The sequence below is a fragment of the Burkholderia sp. LK4 genome (assembly GCF_001043615.1).
Taxonomy (GTDB): Bacteria; Pseudomonadota; Gammaproteobacteria; order Burkholderiales; family Burkholderiaceae; genus Burkholderia; species Burkholderia cepacia.
This window is the reverse complement of sequence record NZ_LDUL01000006.1, coordinates 35,218-58,067: the sequence shown is the minus strand read 5'-3', so window position 1 is coordinate 58,067 and position 22,850 is coordinate 35,218. Positions and strand designations below refer to the sequence as shown.

The 22,850-nt window shown below is 59.7% G+C and carries 17 protein-coding genes and 1 pseudogene; 7 read left to right on the top strand and 11 right to left on the bottom strand.

Features of this window, described 5'->3' with window-relative positions; all coding sequences use genetic code 11:
• Positions 1 to 101: 101 nt before the first annotated feature.
• The 4 genes from VK92_RS02085 to msuE all read right to left on the bottom strand — a co-directional run bounded on the left by VK92_RS02085 (position 102) and on the right by msuE (position 4,751).
• Positions 102 to 1,550: an APC family permease gene (locus VK92_RS02085; RefSeq protein ID WP_053077905.1), complete on the bottom strand. Its 1,449-nt coding sequence runs from the start codon at positions 1,548 to 1,550 to the stop codon at positions 102 to 104.
• A 96-nt stretch (positions 1,551 to 1,646) separates the two neighbouring features.
• Positions 1,647 to 2,876 (bottom strand): SfnB family sulfur acquisition oxidoreductase, encoded by a 1,230-nt coding sequence (locus VK92_RS02080; RefSeq protein WP_048028875.1) that lies wholly within the window; start codon positions 2,874 to 2,876, stop codon positions 1,647 to 1,649.
• Between the two features lie 174 nt (positions 2,877 to 3,050).
• Entirely contained in the window at positions 3,051 to 4,154 is a 1,104-nt protein-coding gene (gene sfnG, locus VK92_RS02075) for a dimethylsulfone monooxygenase SfnG (protein WP_048028831.1), read from the bottom strand.
• 36 nt (positions 4,155 to 4,190) lie between these two features.
• A complete protein-coding gene (gene msuE / locus VK92_RS02070) occupies positions 4,191 to 4,751 on the bottom strand; it encodes an FMN reductase (protein WP_048028873.1) in 561 nt (186 codons plus the stop codon).
• A 48-nt stretch (positions 4,752 to 4,799) separates the two neighbouring features.
• Between msuE and VK92_RS41455 the strand changes: the two genes are divergently transcribed.
• From VK92_RS41455 to VK92_RS02055, 4 genes and pseudogenes are all read left to right on the top strand, one after another.
• Positions 4,800 to 4,988, top strand: a complete 189-nt coding sequence (locus tag VK92_RS41455; protein ID WP_156190758.1) for a hypothetical protein — start codon at positions 4,800 to 4,802, stop codon at positions 4,986 to 4,988.
• Between the two features lie 232 nt (positions 4,989 to 5,220).
• Positions 5,221 to 6,453 carry an acyl-CoA dehydrogenase family protein gene (locus tag VK92_RS02065; RefSeq protein ID WP_048028872.1) on the top strand — a complete coding sequence of 411 codons (1,233 nt, stop codon included), beginning with the start codon at positions 5,221 to 5,223 and terminating at the stop codon, positions 6,451 to 6,453.
• On the top strand, positions 6,408 to 7,550 hold the full coding sequence (locus VK92_RS02060) for a sigma-54 interaction domain-containing protein (RefSeq protein WP_053077904.1): 1,143 nt from the start codon (positions 6,408 to 6,410) through the stop codon (positions 7,548 to 7,550). The genes VK92_RS02065 and VK92_RS02060 overlap by 46 nt, the downstream gene beginning before the upstream one ends.
• 248 nt (positions 7,551 to 7,798) lie before the next feature.
• Positions 7,799 to 8,068, top strand: a pseudogene (locus VK92_RS02055) (dihydroxyacetone kinase subunit DhaK); the annotation flags it as partial.
• Between the two features lie 257 nt (positions 8,069 to 8,325).
• Here the strand turns inward: VK92_RS02055 and VK92_RS39370 are convergent.
• From VK92_RS39370 to VK92_RS02040, 5 genes are all read right to left on the bottom strand, one after another.
• Positions 8,326 to 10,167, bottom strand: a complete 1,842-nt coding sequence (locus tag VK92_RS39370) for a TnsD family Tn7-like transposition protein (protein WP_082163814.1) — start codon at positions 10,165 to 10,167, stop codon at positions 8,326 to 8,328.
• A gap of 164 nt (positions 10,168 to 10,331) precedes the next feature.
• Positions 10,332 to 11,843 (bottom strand): ATP-binding protein, encoded by a 1,512-nt coding sequence (locus VK92_RS39365; protein WP_082163813.1) that lies wholly within the window; start codon positions 11,841 to 11,843, stop codon positions 10,332 to 10,334.
• 9 nt (positions 11,844 to 11,852) lie between these two features.
• A complete protein-coding gene (locus VK92_RS02050) occupies positions 11,853 to 14,282 on the bottom strand; it encodes an integrase (RefSeq protein WP_048028868.1) in 2,430 nt (809 codons plus the stop codon).
• A gap of 33 nt (positions 14,283 to 14,315) precedes the next feature.
• On the bottom strand, positions 14,316 to 15,143 hold the full coding sequence (locus VK92_RS02045; RefSeq protein WP_048028828.1) for a TnsA endonuclease C-terminal domain-containing protein: 828 nt from the start codon (positions 15,141 to 15,143) through the stop codon (positions 14,316 to 14,318).
• Positions 15,144 to 16,012: 869 nt separating this feature from the next.
• Positions 16,013 to 17,710: a phage integrase family protein gene (locus VK92_RS02040; protein WP_048028826.1), complete on the bottom strand. Its 1,698-nt coding sequence runs from the start codon at positions 17,708 to 17,710 to the stop codon at positions 16,013 to 16,015.
• A gap of 426 nt (positions 17,711 to 18,136) precedes the next feature.
• Here VK92_RS02040 and VK92_RS02035 point away from each other — a divergent pair, with 426 nt between their 5' ends.
• On the top strand, positions 18,137 to 18,454 hold the full coding sequence (locus VK92_RS02035; RefSeq protein WP_048028824.1) for a helix-turn-helix transcriptional regulator: 318 nt from the start codon (positions 18,137 to 18,139) through the stop codon (positions 18,452 to 18,454).
• Between the two features lie 262 nt (positions 18,455 to 18,716).
• Positions 18,717 to 19,052, top strand: a complete 336-nt coding sequence (locus VK92_RS02030) for a hypothetical protein (protein WP_048028822.1) — start codon at positions 18,717 to 18,719, stop codon at positions 19,050 to 19,052.
• A 421-nt stretch (positions 19,053 to 19,473) separates the two neighbouring features.
• Here VK92_RS02030 and VK92_RS02025 read toward each other — a convergent pair whose 3' ends face one another.
• Together VK92_RS02025 and VK92_RS02020 are read right to left on the bottom strand one after the other, a co-directional pair.
• Positions 19,474 to 20,286, bottom strand: coding sequence for a CMP deaminase (locus VK92_RS02025; RefSeq protein ID WP_053077903.1), 813 nt, complete (start codon positions 20,284 to 20,286; stop codon positions 19,474 to 19,476).
• A 333-nt stretch (positions 20,287 to 20,619) separates the two neighbouring features.
• Positions 20,620 to 21,222 (bottom strand): hypothetical protein, encoded by a 603-nt coding sequence (locus VK92_RS02020; RefSeq protein ID WP_048468162.1) that lies wholly within the window; start codon positions 21,220 to 21,222, stop codon positions 20,620 to 20,622.
• Positions 21,223 to 21,754: 532 nt separating this feature from the next.
• On the opposite strand from VK92_RS02020, the gene VK92_RS02015 reads away from it, so the two are divergent.
• Complete coding sequence (locus tag VK92_RS02015; protein ID WP_231616428.1) at positions 21,755 to 22,849, top strand: hypothetical protein; 1,095 nt, start codon at positions 21,755 to 21,757, stop codon at positions 22,847 to 22,849.
• The last annotated feature ends 1 nt before the right edge of the window (position 22,850 follow it).

Here is a 22,850-nt window from a genome sequence, read left to right as displayed (position 1 = left end):
CGCGCGTGCTCATGAAAAGGAATCGGCGAGCCCGGCGCGTCGCCGGCCGGTCGTCGCGCCAGGCATGCGCCGAAGACGCCGAACCGGCCAACGGCGCCCCGTCACTTCGTCAGCAACTCGGCCTCCAGCTCGCGCAGCCTCTCCGGAAAGCGGACGCGCAGCACCAGGAACCACCCGAGCCCGATCGCCAGCAGCGCGACGAACACATAAGGCAGCCACGCATACACGCCCTCCGGCACCGGATACACGCTGCCGGCCAGCGGAATCGCGAGCAGCACGACCGCAATGACGCTGATCGCCACATGCCGCGCGCGAAGCCGGCGCTGGCGGCGCAGATAGAGCGGCGCGCCGATCGCCACCAGCACGTATGCAAGCAGCCAGCCATACGTGGCAATCGAGCTGAGATAGCCATACGAGTCGAGTAGCGCGGTGCCGCGCGCGGTGAATACCAGCGCGGTGACCAGCGCCAGCACCGCGATCAGCGCCACCGCGACGTGCGGCGTCGCATTGCGCTCGTGTGCGTGACCCGTCGACGCATGCAGCACGCCCTGCCGCCCGAACGTATAGACGATCCGCGCCGCCGCATTGATCGACGAAAAGAACGCCGCGAAGAAACTCAACGCCACGCCTGCGTCGATCAGCACGCCGACCCAGCCGGCGCCGAGCCGATGCGCGAGCACCGCGAGCGGGCCGTCGACCCGGTCGAGCGGCGGCGTCTGCCCGTGGAACGCGCTCACCATCCCGTACGCGCCGATCACGAACAGGATCGCCGGCCCGACGACGCTGATCAGCACCGCGCGCGGAATCGCGCGGAACGGGTCGCGCGCTTCCGCGCCGAGCACGGTTGCACTCTCGAACCCCGTGAAGCTGAAGAACGCGAGCACCATCCCGAGCTGCAGCTGGGTCGGCTTCACGCCTTCGAGCGTCAGTTGCGCGCGATCGACCGGATGCCCGCCGAACGCGATCGTCCCGATCACGACGACGGCGATCAGCAGCAGCGTCGCGAGTTCGACGAACAGCGTGAACCGCGTGGACAGCCGGATGTCGCGAAACGCGATGTACCACGCGGCGAACGCGGTGACGACCGTGAGCCCGAGCACGGCGCCGAGCGGCGTCGCGCCGCCGAGCAGCCCGGTCTCGCGGCCCAGCACGAGAAACGTGTTGATCGTCCCCTGCAGGATGCCCGCGGCGGCCACCGCATAGGCAATCAGCAGCGACCAGCCGCAGATCGCGCCCCAGACCGGCCCGATGCCGGCCGACACGTATGCATACAGCGCCCCCGGCGACGCCGAATCGCGCGCGAACACCGAGATGCTCCACGACGCAAACAGCAGCGCGACGATCGCGAACAGGTACGCGAGCCACGTGCCGTTGCCGGCCGTCGCGAAGACGGCGGGGATCAGCACGCCGATCCCGCCGGACACGCCGACGAGGCCGATCGACTGCGCAATCAGTTCGGGCAGGCTCAGGTAGTTGCGCCGCAGGCCGCCCGCCGGCGGTACGGCATGCTGCGCGGGCAGTGCCTGCGCGGGGCTTGCTGGATGACTCATCGATTGACCTCGTCAGGAATGAAGCGGCGCCGCGTGCGTGCTGTCCGCGGCGGTAGTGGTGAGGGTGAAGGGGTGACGGCGGCCGGCGCGAGCCGGTCAGTTCCAGGAATGGCGCGCGGGCTTCACACCGTTGAGGTAGTAGTTGCCGATCGCGTGATACTTCCAGCGCACCGGGTCGTGCAGCGTATGCACGCGCGCGTTGCGCCAGTGGCGGTCGAAGTTGTATTTCGCCAGCGTCGACTTGCTGCCGCCGAGCTCGAACAGCTTGCTCGCGGCAAGCAGCGCCACCTCGGTCGTCGCGATCTTCGCCTCGCCCACCGCGATCGCGGCCTGCGCAACCGTTTCCTCGCGCGGCTCGTGCTTCGCCGCGTCGACGAAGCGGCCCGAGCGCGCGAGCAGCGCTTCGGCCGCGTGCACGCGGTACGCGATGTCGCCGATCTGCGCGACCGTCAGCGGGTCCTCGCTCGCGCGCTCGACGCCGCTGTCGATCCACGGGCGCGCATGCTGCTGCACGAACGCGATCGTGTCCTGCAGGGCGGCGCGCGCGATCCCGAGGTCGATCGCGGCGGTCGTGATCTGCGCGAACGGGCCAGCGAAGGTCGGGCGATCGTACGAACGCTGCGTGTGGAAGATTTCGAACGGGCTCACACGCACGTTCTCGACGATCACCGTGCCGCTCGCGGTCGTGCGCTGCCCGAAGCCGCTCCAGTCATCCACGACGGTCAGCCCCGGCGCACCCTGCCGCACGAAGGCGAGCACGGCCTGGTCCGACTCGTCAAGCGCGAGTACCGGAATCCAGTGCGCGAACAGCGTGCCGGTCGAATAGAACTTGCGGCCGTTCAGCACGAACGCGTCGCCGTCGCGATGCACGCGCGTCCGGATATCGAGCACGTTCTTGCCGCCGGCTTCGGAAAACGCGTTCCCGTAGCGCGTGCCCTTCAGGACGAGATCGAAGAAGAAGCGCTTCTGCGCATCGCTGCCCTCGAGGCGGATGTCCTCGATCAGGCAATAGTGGTTCTGCGGGATCTGGCCGACCGACGGGTCCGCCTCTGAAACGATCGCGATCACTTCCGCGAGCGTGACGTTCGACACCTCCGCGCCGCCGTATTCGCGCGGCACGGTGATGCCCCACAGCCCGCTCGACGAGAACAGTTCGATCTCGTCGAACGGCAGCTTCCGCTCGCGGTCGCGCAACGCGGCGTGCTCGGCCAGCCGTGCCGCGACCTGACGCGCGACGTCGAGCGCCTCGGCATCCGAGCCGATGACGGGAACGGGCGTGGCGCCCGCTTGCGGTTGCACGTTTTCTTCGATGATTTCCGTAGACATGTCGATTCCGGCAAAGCTCATGAACCGGCCGGCGGCGCCGGGAAGCATCCGCCGACCTCCTGTTTCGATATCCGAAACGTCAAACCGGGTCGACCCGCGAGAACCGCCGGTGTCGCCCCTTCGATCGGCCGGCGCGCGGCACGCGTTCGTGCCCGCCGCGCATCGGCCCCCGCGTCACGCGGCAACTGCCTGCCGTCGCGCCTCGAGTTCGCGCACGAGCGGCAGCACGCGCTGGCCGAAGTACTCGACCTCCTCGATGAAATGCAGGAACCCCGCGAGCACGAGATCGACGCCGATCGCCTTCAGCGCGACGATCCGTTCGGCGATCTGCTGCGGCGTACCGATCAGGTTCGTGCGGAAGCCGTCGTTGTACTGCACGAGATCCTCGAACGTCGATTTCGCCCAGTTGCCCTCCCCCTCCGGCGACGCCTTGCCGGCCTGCTTCACCGCATCGCCGAACGCATGCACGGCCTCGACGTGCGCGTGCCGGATGATGTCGTCGAGCACGGCCCGCGCCTCTTCTTCCGTATCGCGCGCGATCACGAACGCGTTGACGCCGATGCGCACGCGATGGTTGTTCGCCGCCGCCTTCGCGCGGATGTCGTCGATCTGCGCCTTCAGGTTCTCCGGCGTATTGCCGTTCGTGAAATACCAGTCCGACACGCTCGCCGCGTTGTCGCGCGCCGCGCGCGAGCTGCCGCCCTGGAAGATCTCCGGATGCGGCTTCTGCACCGGCTTCGGGCTCAGCGTGTAGTCGTTGAAGCGGTAGAAATCGCCCTTGAACGTGAAGTTGTCCTGCGTCCAGATGCCTTTCAGCGCCTGGATGAATTCCTTCGAGCGCCGGTAGCGTTCGTCGTGCTCGAGCCACGGCTCGCCGATCGCGGTGAATTCGCCCTTGAACCAGCCGCTCACGACGTTGATCGCGATGCGTCCGTTCGAGATGTGGTCGATCGTCGCGAGCTGCTTCGCGACCACGGCCGGATGCCACGGCCCCGGCAGGATCGCGGCGAGCACCTTGAGCTTCGTCGTCGCGTGCAGCAGCGCCTGGCTGAACGACACCGACTCGTGCTGGTATTCGGCGCCGTAGCCGGCGGTGAAGCGGATCTGGCTCAGCGCGTACTCGAAGCCGGCCGCCTCGGCCGTGCGTGCGAGCTGCTGGTTGTATTCGAGGCTCCAGTCGGTGCGTTGCTCGATCGTGCTGACGACGAGGCCGCCGCTGACGTTCGGCACCCAGTAGGCGAACTTGACGCCGTCGGCGGAAGGGTCGGTATGGCTCATGAGTGTGTCCTGGTCGGGAGGAAAAACGCAGGCGGCCTAAGCGGCCGCGACGGAAAGCGCATGCGGGCGCAGCTGCGGCACCGCGCGATCGACGGCGAGTGCGATGCGCGCACGCAGCGCCGGGCTCGCGATCTGGTACTGGTCGAAATCGCTTTCGGACGCATACACGCCGATCGGCAGCGTGCGTGCCTGGAAGAAGCTGAACAGCGGCCGGAGCTGATGGTCGATCACGAGCGCATGACGCTCGCTGCCGCCGGTGGCGGCGAGCAGCACGGGTACGTCGACCAGCGCCTCGTGATGCACAAGGTCGAACAGGTGCTTGAAGAGGCCCGTGTACGACGCGCGATACACGGGGCTCGCGACGACGAGCGCATCGGCCGTCTCGATCGCACGGATCTGCGCGTCGAGGTCGGCCGGCACCTGCGCGCGCGCCAGCGCGCCGGCCAGCCGGCTGCCGATCTCGCCGAGTTCGATCAGCCGCGCGTCGATCGGCAGCGCGGCGCCGAGTGCCGCGACGATCGCGTCGGTCAGCGCCAGCGTGCGCGACGGCCGTTGCAGGCCGCCCGATATCGCGACCACGTTGATTGCATTGCTCATCGGTTGCATTCCCATTGTCGAATCGGGTGCCGATGCACCCGCCACGAAATGGGTCAGCAAGGAGCGTGCCATTTCGACGAAGGCGATGAAAAAGCGATCGTCTGCATGACGAAATGCATCGCGATCGACGACCTGTCGCGGCACTCCCGCCGATCGGCACACGTTGATAAGCGTGCCAGCCACGGCATCACAACCATATTCCGCAGCACGATGAACTGGGGGAAACAGCGCTGCTGATGCACTGCTGCGTAATCAGCAGCGCCGTGTGCGGCGGACGCATTTTTCCGCTTCCGCAGGGATTCCGGCAGGCGCGCGGCGTCCAGCGCAGCAATCCGGCATTGGTTATCAGAAATCGATGTTTCCCGCGTTGCGCAAAACGTTGAACACTCTGCTGATCACGCAGCACCCGGTCGGCAACGCCCGATGCAGCCTGGCCGTTTTCGTGCAGCGACCCGACGCATTCATCGCCATGACATCCATTTCCGTATCGCCCCGCGCGGAAAGCCTGCGCGTCGTCGCGCCGTCCCGCGACGAACCGGCTCCTCCCGACGCACTGCAAACCGCCGGGCGCCTGGCGGCCGGCTTTGCACGAACTGCGGCCGAACGCGACCAGCAGGGCGGCACGCCGAAGGCCGAGCGCGACCAGTTGCGCGACAGCGGCCTCCTCGCGTTGAGCATCCCCGCCGCCTACGGCGGCCTCGGCGCAAGCTGGCGCACGACCTTCGACGCGGTCCGCGTGCTCGCGGCCGCCGACAGTTCGCTCGCGCACGTGTTCGGCTTCCATCACCTGATGCTCGCGACCGTGCGGCTGTTCGGCACGCCCGCGCAGTGGGAATCGTGGTTCGAGCGAACCGCCCGCCAGCGGTGGTTCTGGGGCAATGCGCTGAATCCGCTCGACGAACGCACGGTCAGCCGTTCGCGCGGCGCATGGCACGAATTCAGCGGCCAGAAGAGTTTTTGTTCGGGGGCGCTCGATTCGCAGATGCTGATCGCGTCCGCGCACGACGCGCAGACGCGCGCGTTCCTGATCGCGGCCGTGCCGACGCAGCGCAGCGGCATCTCGATCGCCGACGACTGGAACAACATCGGCCAGCGACAGACCGACAGCGGCACGGTCACGTTCGAGAAAGTGCGCGTCGAGGAACACGAACTGCTGACGGACCCGGGCCCGCTGTCGACGCCGTTCGCGTGCCTGCGCCCGCTCGTCGCGCAGCTCGTGCTGACGAACGTGTATCTCGGCATCGCCGAAGCCGCGTTCGGCGACGCGCGGCACTACACGCTGCACGAAGCGCGGCCGTGGCCCGGCGCGCAGGTCGCGAGCACCGGCGACGATCCGTACATCCTCGGCCAGTACGGCGAATTCTGGGTCGGGCTCGAAGCCGCACGCGTGCTCGCCGACCGCGCGGCGGATCGCCTCGACGCCGCGTGGGCGCGCGATGCGGCGCTCACGCATGCGGAGCGCGGCGAGGTCGCGCTTGCCACGGCCGCTGCAAAGGTGTCGGCCACCCGCACCGGGCTCGACCTCTGCACGCGCATGTTCGACGTCGCCGGCGCGCGCGCGACGCATGGCGCGCTGCGGCTCGACCGGCACTGGCGCAACCTGCGCACCCATACGCTCCACGATCCGCTCGCGTACAAGATTCGCGAGATCGGCGAATGGGCGCTCAAGCGAACCTGGCCGACGCCGGGCTTCTACTCGTGAACCGCTCCCCGTCCGATGCGTGGCCCGACGCCGCGCCCGTCCTCACGCTGCCCGACCGGCCCGCGCTGGCGACGTCCATTCGCGCCCGCGCGCAGGTGTTCGTCGATCCGCGCTCGGTCGCGCTGCTCGAACGGATTCGCCTGGTCGCGCCGAGCGACGCGAACGTGCTGATCGTCGGCGAGACCGGCACCGGCAAGGAACTGATCGCGCGGCACGTGCACGGCCTCAGTCGCCGCAGCAACGGGCCGTTCGTCGCGGTGAACTGCGGCGCCTTCTCCGAGACGCTCGTCGAGAGCGAACTGTTCGGCCACGAGAAGGGCGCGTTTACGGGCGCGTTCAGCGCGAAGCCCGGCTGGTTCGAAGCCGCGAACGGCGGCACGCTGTTTCTCGACGAGATCGGCGACCTGCCGCTGTCGATGCAGGTCAAGCTGCTGCGCGTGCTGCAGGAGCGCGAGGTCGTGCGGCTCGGCTCGCGCACGGGCGTGCCGATCGACGTGCGCGTGGTTGCCGCGACCAACGTCGATCTGCAGCAGGCCGTCGCGCACGGGCAGTTTCGCGGCGACCTGTTCTACCGGCTCAACGTCGTGCAGCTCGCGGTGCCGACGTTGCGCGAACGCCCCGGCGACATCCTGCCGCTCGCGCGCCACTTCTTCGACGACTACCGGAGCCGCCTCGGCTACGGGCCGCGCAGCATCGACCCGCGCGCCGAGCGCCGGCTCCAGGCATACGGCTGGCCCGGCAATATCCGCGAACTCGAGAACGTGATCCATCACGCGCTGCTCGTGAGCCGCCACGACGCACTGCAGGAGGCCGACCTGCATCTCGCGGCGCCCGACGTGACGACCGCCGCCGTGCATGCACAGGCGCAGGAACCCGGCCCGGCAACCGGCGCGCAGGCTGCACTCGAACGCGCGCTGCGTGCGCTGTTCGACGAGGATCACGGCAACCTGTTCGAGCTCATCGAGGACACCGTGATGCGCGTTGCGTTCGATTTCAGCCACCGCAACCAGATCCAGGCCGCACGGCTGCTCGGCATCAGCCGCAACGTGCTGCGCGCCAGGCTGATTCGCGCGAAGGAGATCGCGGCAATGAAGTAGCCGCGCATGGGAGCACGCCGCCGGCCCGCTCCGGCGCGTTTCGCGCCGCGATCCGTGCGGCAGGGTCCGAACCTGATGTATCGTGGCGCGAGGCGCGCGCCTCGTTCCCCTCCCGCATCCGGTCGTCCGTTGCATGACCGCCCGGGCCCGGCGACAGGCCGCACGCACGATCCTCCGCAACACGAAAGGCCGTCCGGCGCCCGTGCGGGCCCGGCCATGCCTCGTTCAACCGTCCGGAACCCGTCGCCATGAAAAAGCTTGTCAACCGCCCGTCCGATGTCGTCCGAGAAATGCTGGAAGGCATCGCGCGACAGTCGCCGCATGTCGCGATCCTCGGCGACGAGCATGTGCTCGTCCGCCAGCCGCTGCCCGAGCCGGCGCAACGCCCCGTCGCCGTCCTCTCCGGCGGCGGCAGCGGCCACGAGCCCGCGCACGGCGGTTATGTCGGCGAAGGGATGCTGAGCGCGGCCGTCTGCGGCGAAGTGTTCACGTCGCCGTCCACCGACGCGGTGCTCGCTATGGGCGTACAACAATGTCTGCCGTAATTTTTCGGTGAGACGCTAGGAGTTGATCGAGATTGCAACGGCTCAAGGATTGCAATGTTTGCAGGTTATCGACACCAACCAACAAAAACACCATCTCACGAAGCCACAAAGTCTGCGCCTACCGCGCCTATTAAGGCAATCCAAATTCGTGACATATCGATCCGAGCAAATAATATGCTGCATCGCAACATTTAACGTCCGAAATTTCCCGCCTGAACCAAATCGATCAGTCATGCATCATCACGTGGACGCTGCGATACGAATCCCCGGATCCTCGCCTTCTGCTCAGCGGTAAAGCTCTTCATCGCCAATCCTGTACCCCGGATCATCTCGTCGATCGCACGATTACCCCTTCGCAAGTTATATTTCAGTGCCATCGAGCCAATCCATGAAATCACTCTTTCACGGTGATCTTCACGGCTCTCAGTCAACTCCGCCCAAAGTGGAGATCGTGCGTAGCTTTCTGAAGCCAAATGTAGAGGTAACCCAGCTCTTTCGAGAATAGCAGCTCGACTTGCTCGAACTGGGGGCTCTATCTGCATAATTTCGAAATAGGCCTTTCTGACTCTGTCGCCCTCTAAATCCACGCCATTTATGTGAAATGGCGCCTCAGTACGCCATGATCGATGGCTTCGGTTAAAGCGAACGAACCACGCATGATCATCTTTGCGAAGCGCCTCATACACACGGGGATTTTCGCGCTGCGCCGACGAAATGCGCGATGTAAGGGGAGCTTCATCAATGAGACGCCGCCACTCTCCGCGAAGTTTTTTGACTTCCGAAATAGATAGAGGTTTTCGTTGTTCTGGTCTGCTCCTATGTGCCCAAGCCAGTCCAGTTGATTCACCAATATTCAACTCGAGCGCCGCTTTCTTTGGGCACAACCCCATCTCCAATAGCTTATTGAACCTCCTACGATATCTTGCCCCGTAAGCAAATGGAGTCATGGTCAACACCCCAACCTGGGATGCATCTTTCACTCGATATGATATTCCACACGAACAAACCACCTTCCACCCACCAGATCTTATTAAAAGACCCTCAGCCGTGTAAGTATCACATCTTCGATGCAGAACCCCAGAGCAAGGTAGCAGATCCGAGTTTGCGAAAGATACGCTCCCACCTTTCACCGGGATCAACTTCCTACGAGGGGCAGGCACAAATGATCCAGGCGATGCAACACGATTTTCAAGAAACGATTCAGCAGCGACGAACATGAACGGATGTATAAACTGACCATCACCGGCACGTTTTTGAAGACCAAACGACCATTTCATGATTCGCCGCATATTTATTCCGGATAAATGGCAGTACTCAGATCCAAAATATCCCATCCACTCAGCGACAAGGACATCCCTTTTTATAGTTAAATCCGGCCTCAAAAATCCACCGCAACGCAACAAATCTCGATATTTTTCTTCCAGAGGTATAATTTCATATACCTCATTTTTTGAAGCACTCAATTTCGCAAGATATTTAATTGCCGTCGCCTCAGATTGCGACAGCGCTTTAACGATCACTTGATCAAGAGCCCCTTTGCATCGCCTGACAGTTAGATCAAGGTTACGGTCGGATTTTATTGGATCCACCACCTTTAAGGCAGTTAAATGCTCTTCACAATAATATACACCCGGCAATTGATGACCCACCTTCCAATATGGCTCAATACCCTTGCACCTCCACTCAGCCAGACAATCTTCACAGTATCGCAACCCTGCAACACAATCAAAACCCCTGCCATACGCGCTCAATCGGCCTGCTGAACCTCTTTCAGGTGGACACAACATGTTCTTCAATATCTCTTCCCGCAATGAGGGGGAGACGACCCTTGTTGCGTACCAAAATTCAGTGTGATTTTTAACTATGTATTCACCACTTACGTTCCAGTAGTCACGCGCCTGCTCAGCAAGTCGAGAGATCGAACTTGGCAATTTTGCGCTTGGCTTGCCAACGTAGCCGAAAAGATGAACTCTAAGTCTTGCTGTCGATTTGAGCCCAATGAATTCTGCATAACGCCCAAAGTTGCTACCCAGAGTTTCGCCTTCGCAAAGAGGAAATAGTGCGACCGCCATCACCCACCCATATGTAGGTTAACTCAATCACATTACGCAATCACGGCTCGGTTAATTAATTTGCCGAACCCAACAACTCAGCCCAGACATTGAAACACTCCGATTAACGATCGAAAATTTATTTGAATCGCAATTTCCCCCTGCAAATCACTCCTCGACATTTTTCATATTTTAGAACCCTGCGACGACCGTCTTAGATAGTAACGTCGCGCGGCCTCATCACTCAATTTTTCTGTTGAAGCAGCGGGAAATTCTCTTTGCACCGTGTTTATAAGCGATGATGCGACATCCTCGGGAATCCCCAGAAGCAGCAATCTCGAAACTGCATCAATCGCTGACTCCTCCTGATCGTGCTGAATAGCGGACTCAGTGTACATGTAACGCTTCGCCTCTGCCTCCATGGAGGCAACAATATCGTTTAATGTGTCACTCAATAAATCCTCATATTGTGACATCCGTGATTTATCATTCGATCCAATTGCTGATACTATCGGCTTTAATGACCCCATGTGTTCCTCATAGACATCTCGCAAAATTTCCACGGTGATTTTTTCGACGCCAGTATAGATCGCACTTTCCTGAGCAAGCTGATACAGCGGAATTGCAATCCCCGGCAACCCTTGAGACATTTCATATAACGCACCCCTAACTGCCAAAGACAACGGCTCTGCATTTTTGAGCCATTGATACTTCCCCAATTGGTCGCAGAATATTTTCCAATCTTTCAAATTTCTCATCCCGACCCACTCAATAACACCACGACTGCTAATTCGCCGGGCCAACCTTAGAGTTTTTCGAAACAATCTTTGAGCCTTCGGAGTACCACTTGCGATAATAGGGACGCCTCCGCAGTTTGCAAAACCAACAAAGAAGTCGAACAGAGGATCAGCTCTCGATATTGCTCGAAGTGCATTTTGTATTTCGTCAAGAATGATTAATCCCGTCCTATGTCGCCGAGCGATTCGGTACAGCTTGTTTGCGCAATCTTCCAATGTGGCCCCAGATTTAAGCTCATCCAGGTATCGCGTTCCAAGTAGCTCATCATATGCTCCGATTATTGACTTTATCGTATCCTTTAGACTTGCACTTGTAGGGCAATCAACCTTTATAGCAACTACCTGCATCAACCCAAATTTACTGTGCCTTATCACCTTTGGCATCAACCTCAGCGCATCCTCAATCACGGTTGATTTTCCCGCGCCAGATAATCCAAATATTCCCGCACAATATGCGTGCGAGCGTGCGTGGTCATATATTGGAATCAACTCGCCATTCTGCGTACTTCTATATCTGTCGCCAATCTCTTCAGAATTCTCTACGATTGAGCTTTGCCCGACGTAATTTTGCCGGATAATCGTCTGTATCAGATTGGCAACTTGCAAACTTGCAGGCACTGGAACGACCAAGCGCGACAAACGGCCAATGACATGTAAGCGATACTCATCTGATCTCAAACATTCCGAGGCTGACCATGCAACTGGAACGGAAAGTGCCCGCATAATCGACTTACTGTCCCATAGCGGACCCAGGGCCGAGATGAGCGGGTTGCTCTTGTACTCTGGTGGCAGGTCGCCTTGATAATATTCCGCCTCTACGAATTGCTCGCATTGCCTCACCGGCGTTTGCGTGTCAACGCGGTCAGGCCTGGCAACCTTCTTCGCCTCTGTGGTGATCATCGCTAGCTCCTACTTATCAAGCGTCTCAAGCAGCGTTCTAACTCGTTCCTCACGCAACTCTTTGGCCGTCAATCGACCGCTCTTCCGCGTCGATGAGCTACCAGCATCCACCGCCTCGTTACTTGCATCCCCTTCACCGTCGTAGGTCTCCGCTCGGGCGGTCGCTGACTGTGGGGCACCGGAATTCTTGTTCTTTGAGACCTTCCTCTTAACAGAGCCGGATTTTTCGGATTGCGTTCGCTCGCTTTCCGTCGTGCCCGCTGGACGGTCATCAATCGCACGCTCAACTTGACGCATTTCTTCCATATGCTTGATATCGACGCAACGCATCCCAGAGGCCTTCAATGCCGCTTTCGTCACCGCGACCGCGTCATGACCTATCTTTGCGATGTTGTAAGCTGCCATCGCTCTGTCAGCCTCTCCCGCCTCATCGGCCATAGCAATATTGGTCGAGTTAAGCGCCCTATAGAGCTCCAGCTCCTGGTGCGTAAGGCCCGCGAACTTATCTCGCTCGCCCTCTATTAGTGGGCATGAAATTGGCGCCCCCAACCCGAGGAGGTCAATGCTGCTGTTGTCCGCTGAATCGTAACGAATTTCCACGGTCGACTTAGTCCTGCTCTTGCCTCGATACATCGCTTGTCGTTCAACAACTGACAAATCAGAGCACTTATAATGCAAGCCGTTGTATCTAATGCCTGATCCGTCAATTGCTCCTTTATCTGGCCGCGTTACCTTCACGCGGAAATCCACGACATCTATATGCCGTCCGTAACCGTTTGTTTCCATACCGTATGTCCATAGTTCCAAGGGACTGGGCGCGCGCCCTGCCTCCACCATTTCTGGAGGAGTGGGATATCCACGAATGGGATGTCGGTTGTAACTCAGAACCGCGCGAAGGACGGCCTGCCGCAGCTCGTGTATATTGAGCGCGGCGTGACATGCCGGATGTTCGACTCCGCGATCCAAAGAATCTTTCTCAACGATTCCAGGCAACACCGAGCTCCAGATTGCCGGAATAATCCCAAACCGCCGCTCCATTACACTACGCAAATCAGGGCGATACGCGGGAGCATTCGCAAGCTCAACTCGAAATTCTTTGATCAGCGGACTTGCTTTGTGGACACTACTCACCTCCCCTTGATCTGCATACAAAACCTCACATAGATGTTGAGCGGGCCAGATACTCTCAGTAATTTCAATGCCAAGTGATCGGCAAAACTCCACTTTTGGGGAAATAGCGTTGACGAGTGCCATCATTGCACCATTCCAGCTAGGCGGATCGAACGTTACATAGAATCCAGCAACCAACGTAGATGAATCGTCAATCACTAAGTAAAGCGTCGGCCTACCGATCACTGTCGTCCGGAGAATCTTTCCAACGAGATAAATATCAACGATCGTCGCATCAATGTGAAATTTCTCGCCAGGTCCACGAGAGTTTCTTAGTTTCCCAATTAGAGGTCGCTCATGGAGGATATATTTCTTCCTCCCGACCCTGTGAATTCGAATAACTTCGTAAGAATAGTTCTGCCAGATGTAATACTGTAGCTGTCGACGTGTGAGTACAATCTTTCGACTAAGCGTCAGCTCGACCATCTCCCGTTTGTCGTTGTAGACAACCCGGTCGCAAAGGAACGTAGCGCGCAGCCAGTCCAAAGCCGCTTCCATTGATTTCTGCGCTCGCTTTCCCTTCGCATACTCAAACGAAAGATAGTAGTCAGCCGCCAGTTGAAGCAACTGCCGAACCTCTTCGCTCCTGGCTGAGGCGCTCAGCAGCCGTTTGGTTGCCTTACGTCCCGGGCGACGTTGCCAGTTGCGCTGCTTGCCCCGCCCTCCGCATCGGTCGTAGTCGTCCGCTGCCGCAGCAGGTGTCATCCCGCGCTGAAAGAAACGCCTGACGACTCGGCGCAGTGTGTCTATCGAGACATGCACGACTTCGGCGCAGCGTGCGATGCGCTTAGCGCGCGTTTCACGATGAAGCAGTTCTTCGAAGGCATCACCATGAATCGAGGCCAACGCCGGTGAGCCGTCGTCACGGGCTGCTGGCTGATCAAATGTGAGCAACGCCTCAATGAGCTTCCAGCCCTTCGAGAGAGTGGGGTCTTTGGCTATTTCGCGATACTTGTCGGACCGCCTCGTGTGCACAAAGCAGGGTTTGCGCCTTCGCTCGGACACTACGACGGGCAATCCCGGCAACTTCTCAAGCGCAAGTTCCGCCTCCACGTTTGGAGACAGCCTGAGCAGCACCTCTTCAGTCTTGAGTTTGAAGGGCTGAGCGTGGTGGTGAGCGGCGGACTCCTTTTGATACTCGATATCGATGAGATGGGTCCATCGCTGACCAGCACCGGTTTTCAGGACAATGTATATGCGCTCGCCATTGCACTCCTTGAGCACATCGCCGACCGCGATCGCTGTCGGGAACGTTGTTTTTGGTGACATCGTCACCCCCTGACGTGCCGCGGATGCTGAGTGTCAGTGTGAAAGCCCTGTCGGACACACCGAAATTTCTGTCAGCATAATTCTGAGCGGATCTACGGTATCGAGATTGAATCGAATGCGCTTCAGTGCCGCCAGTTGCCGGAACGCCCTTACCCCCGAGCCGACTGGGATAGCAAGCGAGCGGTCGACGTTACGGCACGCCTCTATCACCGACATCGATGGCTGCCGGCGAACGAGCTGATACAGGGCTCGTTGCGCGGTCAATTCCGCGTCACTAAGATCGCGTCCGAGCATGTCGTTGGCCGCACGGAAGATCCACGCCAGGTTCTTCGACCTGTCTGCGTGCATGCCATAGGCCACCACTGCTTTGTATCTCGCCCCCTCGTTCTCCCACGTCCTTCGTTCAATTTCCTGACAGCGCGTCAATGGACGGATTCCCCGTGGCCAAACTCCTTTAACCGAAAGCACCTCACGGTGGTACGAGTTTCCACTTCGGACGAGAAGCACTAGATCGGTACTCAGGACGGCTGGCTCGCCCGTCCGCCGATACGTTGGATGGTCGATGTTGAGCTCAGCAGCAGCCCGCTGCGTCTTGTCCCGATTGAGCGCGCACTGATCAAGTATTGCGACGACATCGGACCGCCACCACGCTTCCAGGAAGACAGCATGTTCAGCCTCGGACATGAGATGGACTTCGTCTGCAGGTGCCTTCTCACAATACAACCGTGTCTTGACACCCGAGCCAGGCATGTCTCTCGTGTGTATCCAGCGCCGGTACTCGCCGGCCCTGTTCGCACGTGCCTGTTCCGCGAGTTTTCGAGCCAGCGTACCCTCTCGCATCGTCAGCGTTCTGGAACTCATGATGATCCTCCTGCGCTCCTCCGATTCAACCCTATCCGCACATGCTATTGGCGGCCCCATGCCAGCTCACGGTACATCGGTTGGCCCATCCGCGGAACGGAGTCTAGGTCTCACTTCGCGCATTTCAAGATCGACAAATGTTGCGCACGCTTCCAAGACAGCGTGGCATGACGCATATATCAGATCAACGCCCCTATCAAAACGAACCGGCAAACGGATCTAGACTAGCTCCACTGCGTTCCACTGGAACGCTTAGTTTTTGTTAACTACCGCGGTCCGTCGATAGCACGGATAAATTTAAATCAACAACGGAGGGAGCGACAAAACTCGTAGTTGTTGTCTTCGCCAAGTGGTATACCATCATTGTCCGTGGATGTGCCTTTCCAGACCAGGCGGTGCTTTCCGGGAAGTTAACTGGAGTCACTGTTGACGACATGTGAATTTCACATGATCTTATCGGTACTCGAAAGTGCACCTGAAACATCGCGTCGACGGCTTACTTCGCCCCGGATAATCTCTCTCCTCACGCTTTCTGACGAAATTTTACGCTTACCAAGAAAATCAATTTCTTGAAAAAATAGTTTCTGTAAAATCTAGCAATCCGTTTTCTGAATAATATACCGCATAGATCGCAACAACATCCTGTGATGCGACGCGCAAATAATTCCGCAGTGCGGAAAAATTATTACTTTTCCTAATATCCTTTTAACAAACAACTGAAATACCGCGTTACCCCCAAAGCCAATAGCGGCGACTCGGGCGCACGCGCGCTAGCTCCTCTCCGACCGACGGCCAGACGCTGCCGCTTAAATTGGCAAGGAGAAATTCACTACCAAACTCGCTGGACCGTGTCGAGATGCGCAGGAAGGCTATCGCTTGAAGTCACCTGCACTGAACGCCTGATCGAACTGCCGGGCCCGCTTCACTTCGTCGCTATGCAGATAGGTCGACGTCGTTGAGATTGAGGCATGACGCAGGTTATCGCGGACCATGATGAGTTCGGCGCCCCGCGCTAGCGCGTGCGACGCATGCGTATGTCGCATCCAATGGGGGCTCGCGCGGCGCAACTTCTCAGCCGTCGCAGGTCGTTCGTCCTGGACAGCCTTCGCCACGAGCGCGAAGAATCTGTGCAGCACGCGCCAAAGCCGTGTGCTTTCAATGCCGGCGCTACCTTCATCGAGCCTGCCGACAAGCGGCGTCGTCGGGTTCCAGCGAGCGGGTGTGACAGGCAACGCGCGTTGTACGAGATACTGATCGAGCGCCGTCCGCGCGAGTGACGGTAACGCCACCTTGCCCAGCTTGCCGCCCTTGCCGAGCACATGCAACCAGTGATCGCCGTGCTCGTCGCGCCGGATGTCACCGAGCGTTGCGCCGACCAATTCACTGGCGCGCAGGCCCGTCGCATAGCTGAAGTCCAGCAGGAAACGCAAGCGTTGCGCGGCTGGCTCGCTCCAGCCGTATGACCACTCGAGGCCGTCGGCAAGCGTCCGGATCAGCAACCATTCGCCCTCGGAGAACCCGCGAGACACGTCCAACCCGGCACGCTGGGCGTGGCTTTTAACCTTGACGCCGGCAAACGGATTCGCCAGCACGTAACGTTGCTCGACCAGCCAGCGAAATAGCGCCGACAGTACATTCAATGCATACGCCGCCGAGCGGGATGAAAGCGGGCCCGTGAACGGTCGCCATTCAACGCTATGCCGCGGTCGCGACGGCCCAACCCACCGTTCGACAGGGGTTGGGCGACGCAGGAAGCCCCTGTACGCGATTGCGTCGTCGGTATTGAGCGACGACAGCGCACAACTGCGCTCGACAATCGCCCACAGGATCAGGCGTTCTGCCTCCTTCCGATAGGCGCGCTGCGTGGCGGCCGTTTCGTGCAGCCGCAGCCAGGACTGGATCGCCTCGTAGTCGTTCGACGCGTTCAGCAGACAAGCGTCTTGGGGCGCACGAAACCGCCCTTGAGAACCATCCACATCCTGCGGCACACGAAGTTGCTCCCACGGCACGACATCGCCGGCAGGCGCCGCCACAATCAGGGCGCGCGCTCGTTCCGTCAGCGCCGGATGGGCGGCGAAGAACTGCTCAATGCGACGGGCACTGGCCACGCCAAGCCCTGCAATGGCCCCCCACCAGCGGCGCCGGCGCGGAATCCGCACGGTCAGGTCGGCCAGCGTCCAGACACCATGTGCGCGTAGTGCCGCGACAACGCGTGGTGGAAACCATGCGTCCAACGGGTCAGTAATCAATGGCGCTGGCACGGGGAGACTGCGTAATGTTTCTATCGCACGCGCCACCCCGTCGGCCGACGCTTTCGACGGGCGGTCGACGAAGACGGCAGCCAGGTCATCGCGGTGACGCCGCACGGCGAACTCGACCAATCTCCGGCGGATGCGGCCCAGGATACTGCGCGACGATGCGCCGGCGGCTCTTCGGTCACCCAGGTAGCGTACGACGGCGCCCCGCGCACCCAGGCCGGCATACCAGCTACGTAATGCGGCCAACTCCGCTTCGTCTGGGAAGTCGGAACCGGCGCCGTCGACAGGAAGGGTCTCACGCGTTTTCATAGCCTCCAGTTTAAGCGCAATATCGAGATGGACTGATAATGAAATTTATCTGCCTATACGCCGATACGACTCCGCGCCGCCGCCCCTCACTCGCCAGAATTCCACGATGCAGCGCGAACCAAGGCGCTGGTCCTGGACGTCCGAGCGGTGTCACGCGTTGTTCGCGGGGGCTCACGCAGGACTTCGCCTTCCCGAGCAATTCCCCCTCGGCGCCTCCCGAATCCGCTCACCTCAACCAATCTCACGCGCTTCAATCAACCAGCTATTCTGGTTCCTAGAGGGTGCCGACGTTCGCCACGTCAAAGACCGCGTAATAACCGGCGGAATTCTGCCGGTTAAGCAGTGAATCGGCACATAAGAGGATAAATTCTGCCTTTTAAGAAGCTGAATTTCGACAAGGAGATTCGAGTGGTAGCGCCGCGAACGATGCCGACACATCAGACGCTCGAGGAAATGGAGGTACGAGTGGGTGAGCATCTGAAGACTCTCCGCATCCATCGGAACCTGCTCCAGGCAACGCTCGCGGCGCGTGCGGGTATCAGCGTCCGTGCGCTGCGTGATCTCGAAGCCGGCCGCGGCTCGTCATTGCGCACCCTCATCTCCGTACTTCGTGTCCTTGGACGCGAAGCGTGGCTGGAAACGATTGCGCCCGTACCAACGATTAACCCCCTCATGCTGGCCCGAAAGGCGGAGCCACGTCAGCGTGCCAGCAAGCCACGTAAGCCGAGGCAACCCTCGGAATAGCTCCGGACGTACCGAGCCATGACGCAGACAACGGCCAACATAGGTACATCACCCCAAGCGGCTCATTCGGCTGGCCGACCTCGCTCGCGCCATGGATACGAGATTGTCGGCACGCTTGCTGGCCAATGTCGGATTGACCGAGGCGAACTGGCCTCCTTGCGGCGCCATACACCGGTCAACCCATTGGTAAGTTCGAAGGTCGGGCCGCCAGGTTCAGACAACCGCACCGACGGGTAGGACTGTCGACCACCAGGAGATCGCAATGCCCATCTGGAAACCGCGCCCCGTATCGGAACTGTCAAAGATTCCGCTCGCTCGATGGCGCATCTTCGAGACGGAGGATGGCAGCCGGCATTTCGTTGGTGTCGATATGTTCGACTCGTCCGGACGGGTGAGTTCTCCGATAACGACGTTCGACCCGGTCAGTATGCAAGGCACGACTCAGACTGGACGCATTTACGAGCTGGTCGGCCAGAGGGGCTCATCATTGCATGTTGACTACGTGTGGGAACGGTGGTGCGAACTGTACGAGGTGACGTCGTATACCGACGTCACTGAACGTCTGCTCGACGGGACGGCTGACGACGACTCGGCATGAGCGCGCGAACGCCGTTCCCGATGTCAAATTTCTTCGACCGCGTGAGCATGGTAGAGCGTTGATGCCGCCCCGCGACACCCGGTTTCATCGAGATTGAAACGTATCAAAATCGATAAAACTTCGTGACACCGACGACTGCGGGTAACGATAGCGAGCGTTGCCCGGCGCTCGACACAACCAGCCAGCCTCCCCCGAAGTACGGACGAGCGCAGCGCGGACATCGGCGAGTTCCGGCCGCGGAGCGGTATTCGGCCGCCGCTTCCGGTGTCTTTCAAGGACGACATTGCACAGAGCCTGACTTGTATAAGGCTGGACTAGACCAAGCAGACAGCATCAGATCGTCTGACTCAGTTCGGCCAGGAGCGGCCATTTCGCATACATCAAATTGTGAGATGCGTCGAGGTGGTTCCGACCTACGAGCTCAGCGAGCGTTACGGCATTCCCAGCGAAATAGGATGTCGTTGTCGAATAACCGGAGCAACTGGATCAGGACAAAAAAAGTGGAACCTTCCGGCTGTACGATTGCGATCTTTCCTTGGGTCATGCGGGCAAAGTGGCTGGGAAACCGGAAGACCTGGGGATCAGTCACATCGCCAAAATCGCGCACGCCGGCCGCGACTCTGATAGCACCGTTGTGACTGCCGAGATCGACGCAGCCATGCGTAGGCTGCAAGGTACGCCATGAGATCGGGATTGTCCTAGTGTCGGATTCGCTGAACTGGACGGTTAGTTCAATGCCGCTATGGACGACAGGTACGCGGCGCTTGCCGCATCCGACCAATTTGTCGACGCGCCCGAACTCGAAGGTTTCTTCCTCCACCGCGGCGCGCAGTTTGCGATTGAAAAAGCTTACGGCGATATTGTTCTCGAGCAGCTTTCTGTACCCCTGCGAATAAATGGTTGCATTCGGATCCAGCACGCCGATCACGACCTCGGCGACGCCCGACTCGATGAGCAACTCGGCGCACGACCCGACTGTCTGGCCATCATGAAGCGCGACACATGGTTCGAGCGTCGTATAGACCGTCGCGCCGCGCCGCTCCTCATAGGGGAGCTTCTCTAAAGCAATTCTTTCCGCGTGAAGGTTGCCGCGCTCGCCTCTGTGCCCAGTCGACAGTACGATGCCATCTTTAGCGACGACCGCGCCCACTCGGGGAAACTGCGTGCACTTTAAGTGTTCCTCGATGGCCAACCGCATGAGATCAGTTTTTGAGTAGGCATGGGATGCGTCCATGTCATCCTTCCAAGCGCCGGCGTTGATCGGTTACCGCCGACGTAATTAGAGTTTGTCGACGCGACCTGACTGTAGCAATAGCCGGCTGCGTGATCCGATCATAACATTGGAGAATTGTTATGGCTGTCTGGCTAGGCGAACTCAGTGGCGAACGGGGTTTTGGTCTACACCAGAGAATGCGATGACCGGCTGCTTTGGGTTGATCATGGCCTTTGATGAGGTGACGTCGAAGCAATCTCGGACCTGATCTGACGCTGTCTGATAGATCAGGTCTAGACTTGCACAGTCTGACTTGCCGGGTGCGCCTCAAGACGCTATCCGCGATCGTGACTTCTACGCCACAAACTGCTCGAGCCGCTTGGTGAGCAACACATTCGCAAAGACATGGCGTACCGGGTCCCCCTGAATACCCGTCTTCGGCTCGACCAGCCAGGACCCGTTCGCGACCAGAGACGCCATTCTGTCCCAATCGTATCGGGTCGGAAGATTGTCCGGTCCATACCAAGCCGCATCCATCGACGGTGCGTGCGATGGCATATCCGATACGCCAAAGAACTGACGCCGCCCCTCACCGTCGTGAACGCTGACCATTGTCGGGACTCGCCCGGCCCGCTTCCACAGCTCGATTGATTCCCAGAGTTGCGGGTCGGTGGCCTCCGCAAGCCAGCAGACCTGCACGTCGCCAAACTGCAGGCGGATTGCCATCAGAACACCGTCGTCCAAATCGATGCGACTCAGACTAAAGCATGACCCGCGGTGCTGGGTCATCAGGTGATGAGCATCTGACTGTGGTACGGGGCATGTCAACACCGGCGTGTTGTCCGCCAGACCGAGCGTGCTCTCGGGGCGCGGCTTGAACATCCACAGGGGGACCAAGGAACCAAACGCAATGATTCCTCGGCCCACGCCCGACGCATTCACAACTGCCATTTTCATGCTTGACCATATTTGAGAGTTTCGTTTGTGCACGAGTAACGTGCCCCTGTGCATCTCATGCCATCGCGAAGTCAGTCGCTGACGCCTCACATCCGCTACAACAGATTGCAGTACGTATAGCCGAATTGAATCGGCATGACGACTTGCGAAAACTTGCCGGGACGTCGGACGATTTCGCGTCATGTCGAAATATTCCTAGACAGCCAACGAAATCTTGTTCCGACGATCACACGCTCTATCTCGGGCGTTGCCGCCTACGGACCTTCACAAACAGGCGATGCTGGAGATTGCGTCCGCCGCCTGCCTGACTTCGGTACGAAAGCCATAAATTGGCCGAACGATCAAAAATGAAGCACGTGATGACAAGAACAACATTTTCTTTATAATCATAACCTTGCACCATCATGCAGCGAAGCGGGCCGAGCCAACAAGGGTTAACCGAAATTCGCTTGATTTCAGAGTCGGGCAACACTGCCAGCGCATAGCGACTTACGGTGATTGGAATAAACATCCACTCTTGAGAGAGAAAACCGTGAAGTGCAAAATCATTCAGGTCGGGAAGCGCCGCGACGGCGGCTATCGCTACTGGTGTCTCGCACATCATGCAAACGCGACGGCGAAATACGGCGTGCCGGCGCCTGTGTGCGTTGCGGCACATGATCGGCCCATTCCCAAATCCGCCACATTGGACCTCGACCTGTCGCATTTTTCCGGAGGCGTCGCCCTTTGGGGATCCGTCCCGGCTGTCTATGACACGACACGCTGTCCGACCGACCGAGGTATCCATGTGCATGCCAGACGTGCGCAAGGCGACATGAAGGAAATCGACCGGACCTACCGGAAGCTGCGCCTCCGATTTGCCACCGACCTCATCTCGGACGAGTGGACGGAAGTCGACGAGGTCGACGCCATCAACTACATGGTCTCCGGCGTACTTGGTTTTGCGACCCGCCCCGTCTTCTGCGCGCATTGTGGCTTCGCTCACCTGGACAGGGATTGGTTCGCGGTCCACCCCCATCGGCGCCACCAATGTCATGGGTGCGGCTTCCAGTTCTCCGACACGGTCGCCGGCATTGGCAATCCTTTATCTGCGCTACATCGGGCATTCGAGTCCCGGAACCGGCGGTCGGTGAAGGCGCCACGAACAATAAATATCCGTCAGGACGACTACGCCGGCGGGATACAAATATGGGGCTCCAATCCAGCGATTGTGTGGACCTCACCCCATCCTGAGGAGACCGGCATCCACTTGCATTGCTTTGCCAAATCCAGCGATGAGCTACCGGCCGTCGACGACACTTACGCTAAGGTAGTCATTGATGGGATCAGTGTCGATGCGGAGCACGTACGCCATTTCATGGCGCAGAAGGCGATGCCACACCTCGAGGGACGGGTCGTCGCGCTGGACTGCCCGCATTGCCAGACACCACACTTTGACACTGAGGAGCTTGCGTACACGCCTCACCTCGACCATGAATGCGTATCGTGCGGAAAATGGTTTCAAGCCGCAACGCGTACCAGGAAGACGATTGGCAATCCGTTCGCGGCCGTGAGGTTGTCTCTCGCTGAGACGTCGCCCAATCCTCTTCGCAACGACCCCTTGGGTCTGAGACCCGAGACAATTTGAT

Coding starts and splice junctions, on each gene's coding strand:
- VK92_RS02085 (WP_053077905.1), bottom strand. CDS start 1,550: ATGAGTCATCCAGCAAGCCCCGCGCAGGCACTGCCCGCGCAGCATGCC.
- VK92_RS02080 (WP_048028875.1), bottom strand. CDS start 2,876: ATGTCTACGGAAATCATCGAAGAAAACGTGCAACCGCAAGCGGGCGCC.
- sfnG (WP_048028831.1), bottom strand. CDS start 4,154: ATGAGCCATACCGACCCTTCCGCCGACGGCGTCAAGTTCGCCTACTGG.
- msuE (WP_048028873.1), bottom strand. CDS start 4,751: ATGAGCAATGCAATCAACGTGGTCGCGATATCGGGCGGCCTGCAACGG.
- VK92_RS41455 (WP_156190758.1), top strand. CDS start 4,800: ATGGGTCAGCAAGGAGCGTGCCATTTCGACGAAGGCGATGAAAAAGCG.
- VK92_RS02065 (WP_048028872.1), top strand. CDS start 5,221: ATGACATCCATTTCCGTATCGCCCCGCGCGGAAAGCCTGCGCGTCGTC.
- VK92_RS02060 (WP_053077904.1), top strand. CDS start 6,408: ATGGGCGCTCAAGCGAACCTGGCCGACGCCGGGCTTCTACTCGTGAAC.
- VK92_RS39370 (WP_082163814.1), bottom strand. CDS start 10,167: ATGGCGGTCGCACTATTTCCTCTTTGCGAAGGCGAAACTCTGGGTAGC.
- VK92_RS39365 (WP_082163813.1), bottom strand. CDS start 11,843: ATGATCACCACAGAGGCGAAGAAGGTTGCCAGGCCTGACCGCGTTGAC.
- VK92_RS02050 (WP_048028868.1), bottom strand. CDS start 14,282: ATGTCACCAAAAACAACGTTCCCGACAGCGATCGCGGTCGGCGATGTG.
- VK92_RS02045 (WP_048028828.1), bottom strand. CDS start 15,143: ATGAGTTCCAGAACGCTGACGATGCGAGAGGGTACGCTGGCTCGAAAA.
- VK92_RS02040 (WP_048028826.1), bottom strand. CDS start 17,710: ATGAAAACGCGTGAGACCCTTCCTGTCGACGGCGCCGGTTCCGACTTC.
- VK92_RS02035 (WP_048028824.1), top strand. CDS start 18,137: ATGCCGACACATCAGACGCTCGAGGAAATGGAGGTACGAGTGGGTGAG.
- VK92_RS02030 (WP_048028822.1), top strand. CDS start 18,717: ATGCCCATCTGGAAACCGCGCCCCGTATCGGAACTGTCAAAGATTCCG.
- VK92_RS02025 (WP_053077903.1), bottom strand. CDS start 20,286: ATGGACGCATCCCATGCCTACTCAAAAACTGATCTCATGCGGTTGGCC.
- VK92_RS02020 (WP_048468162.1), bottom strand. CDS start 21,222: ATGAAAATGGCAGTTGTGAATGCGTCGGGCGTGGGCCGAGGAATCATT.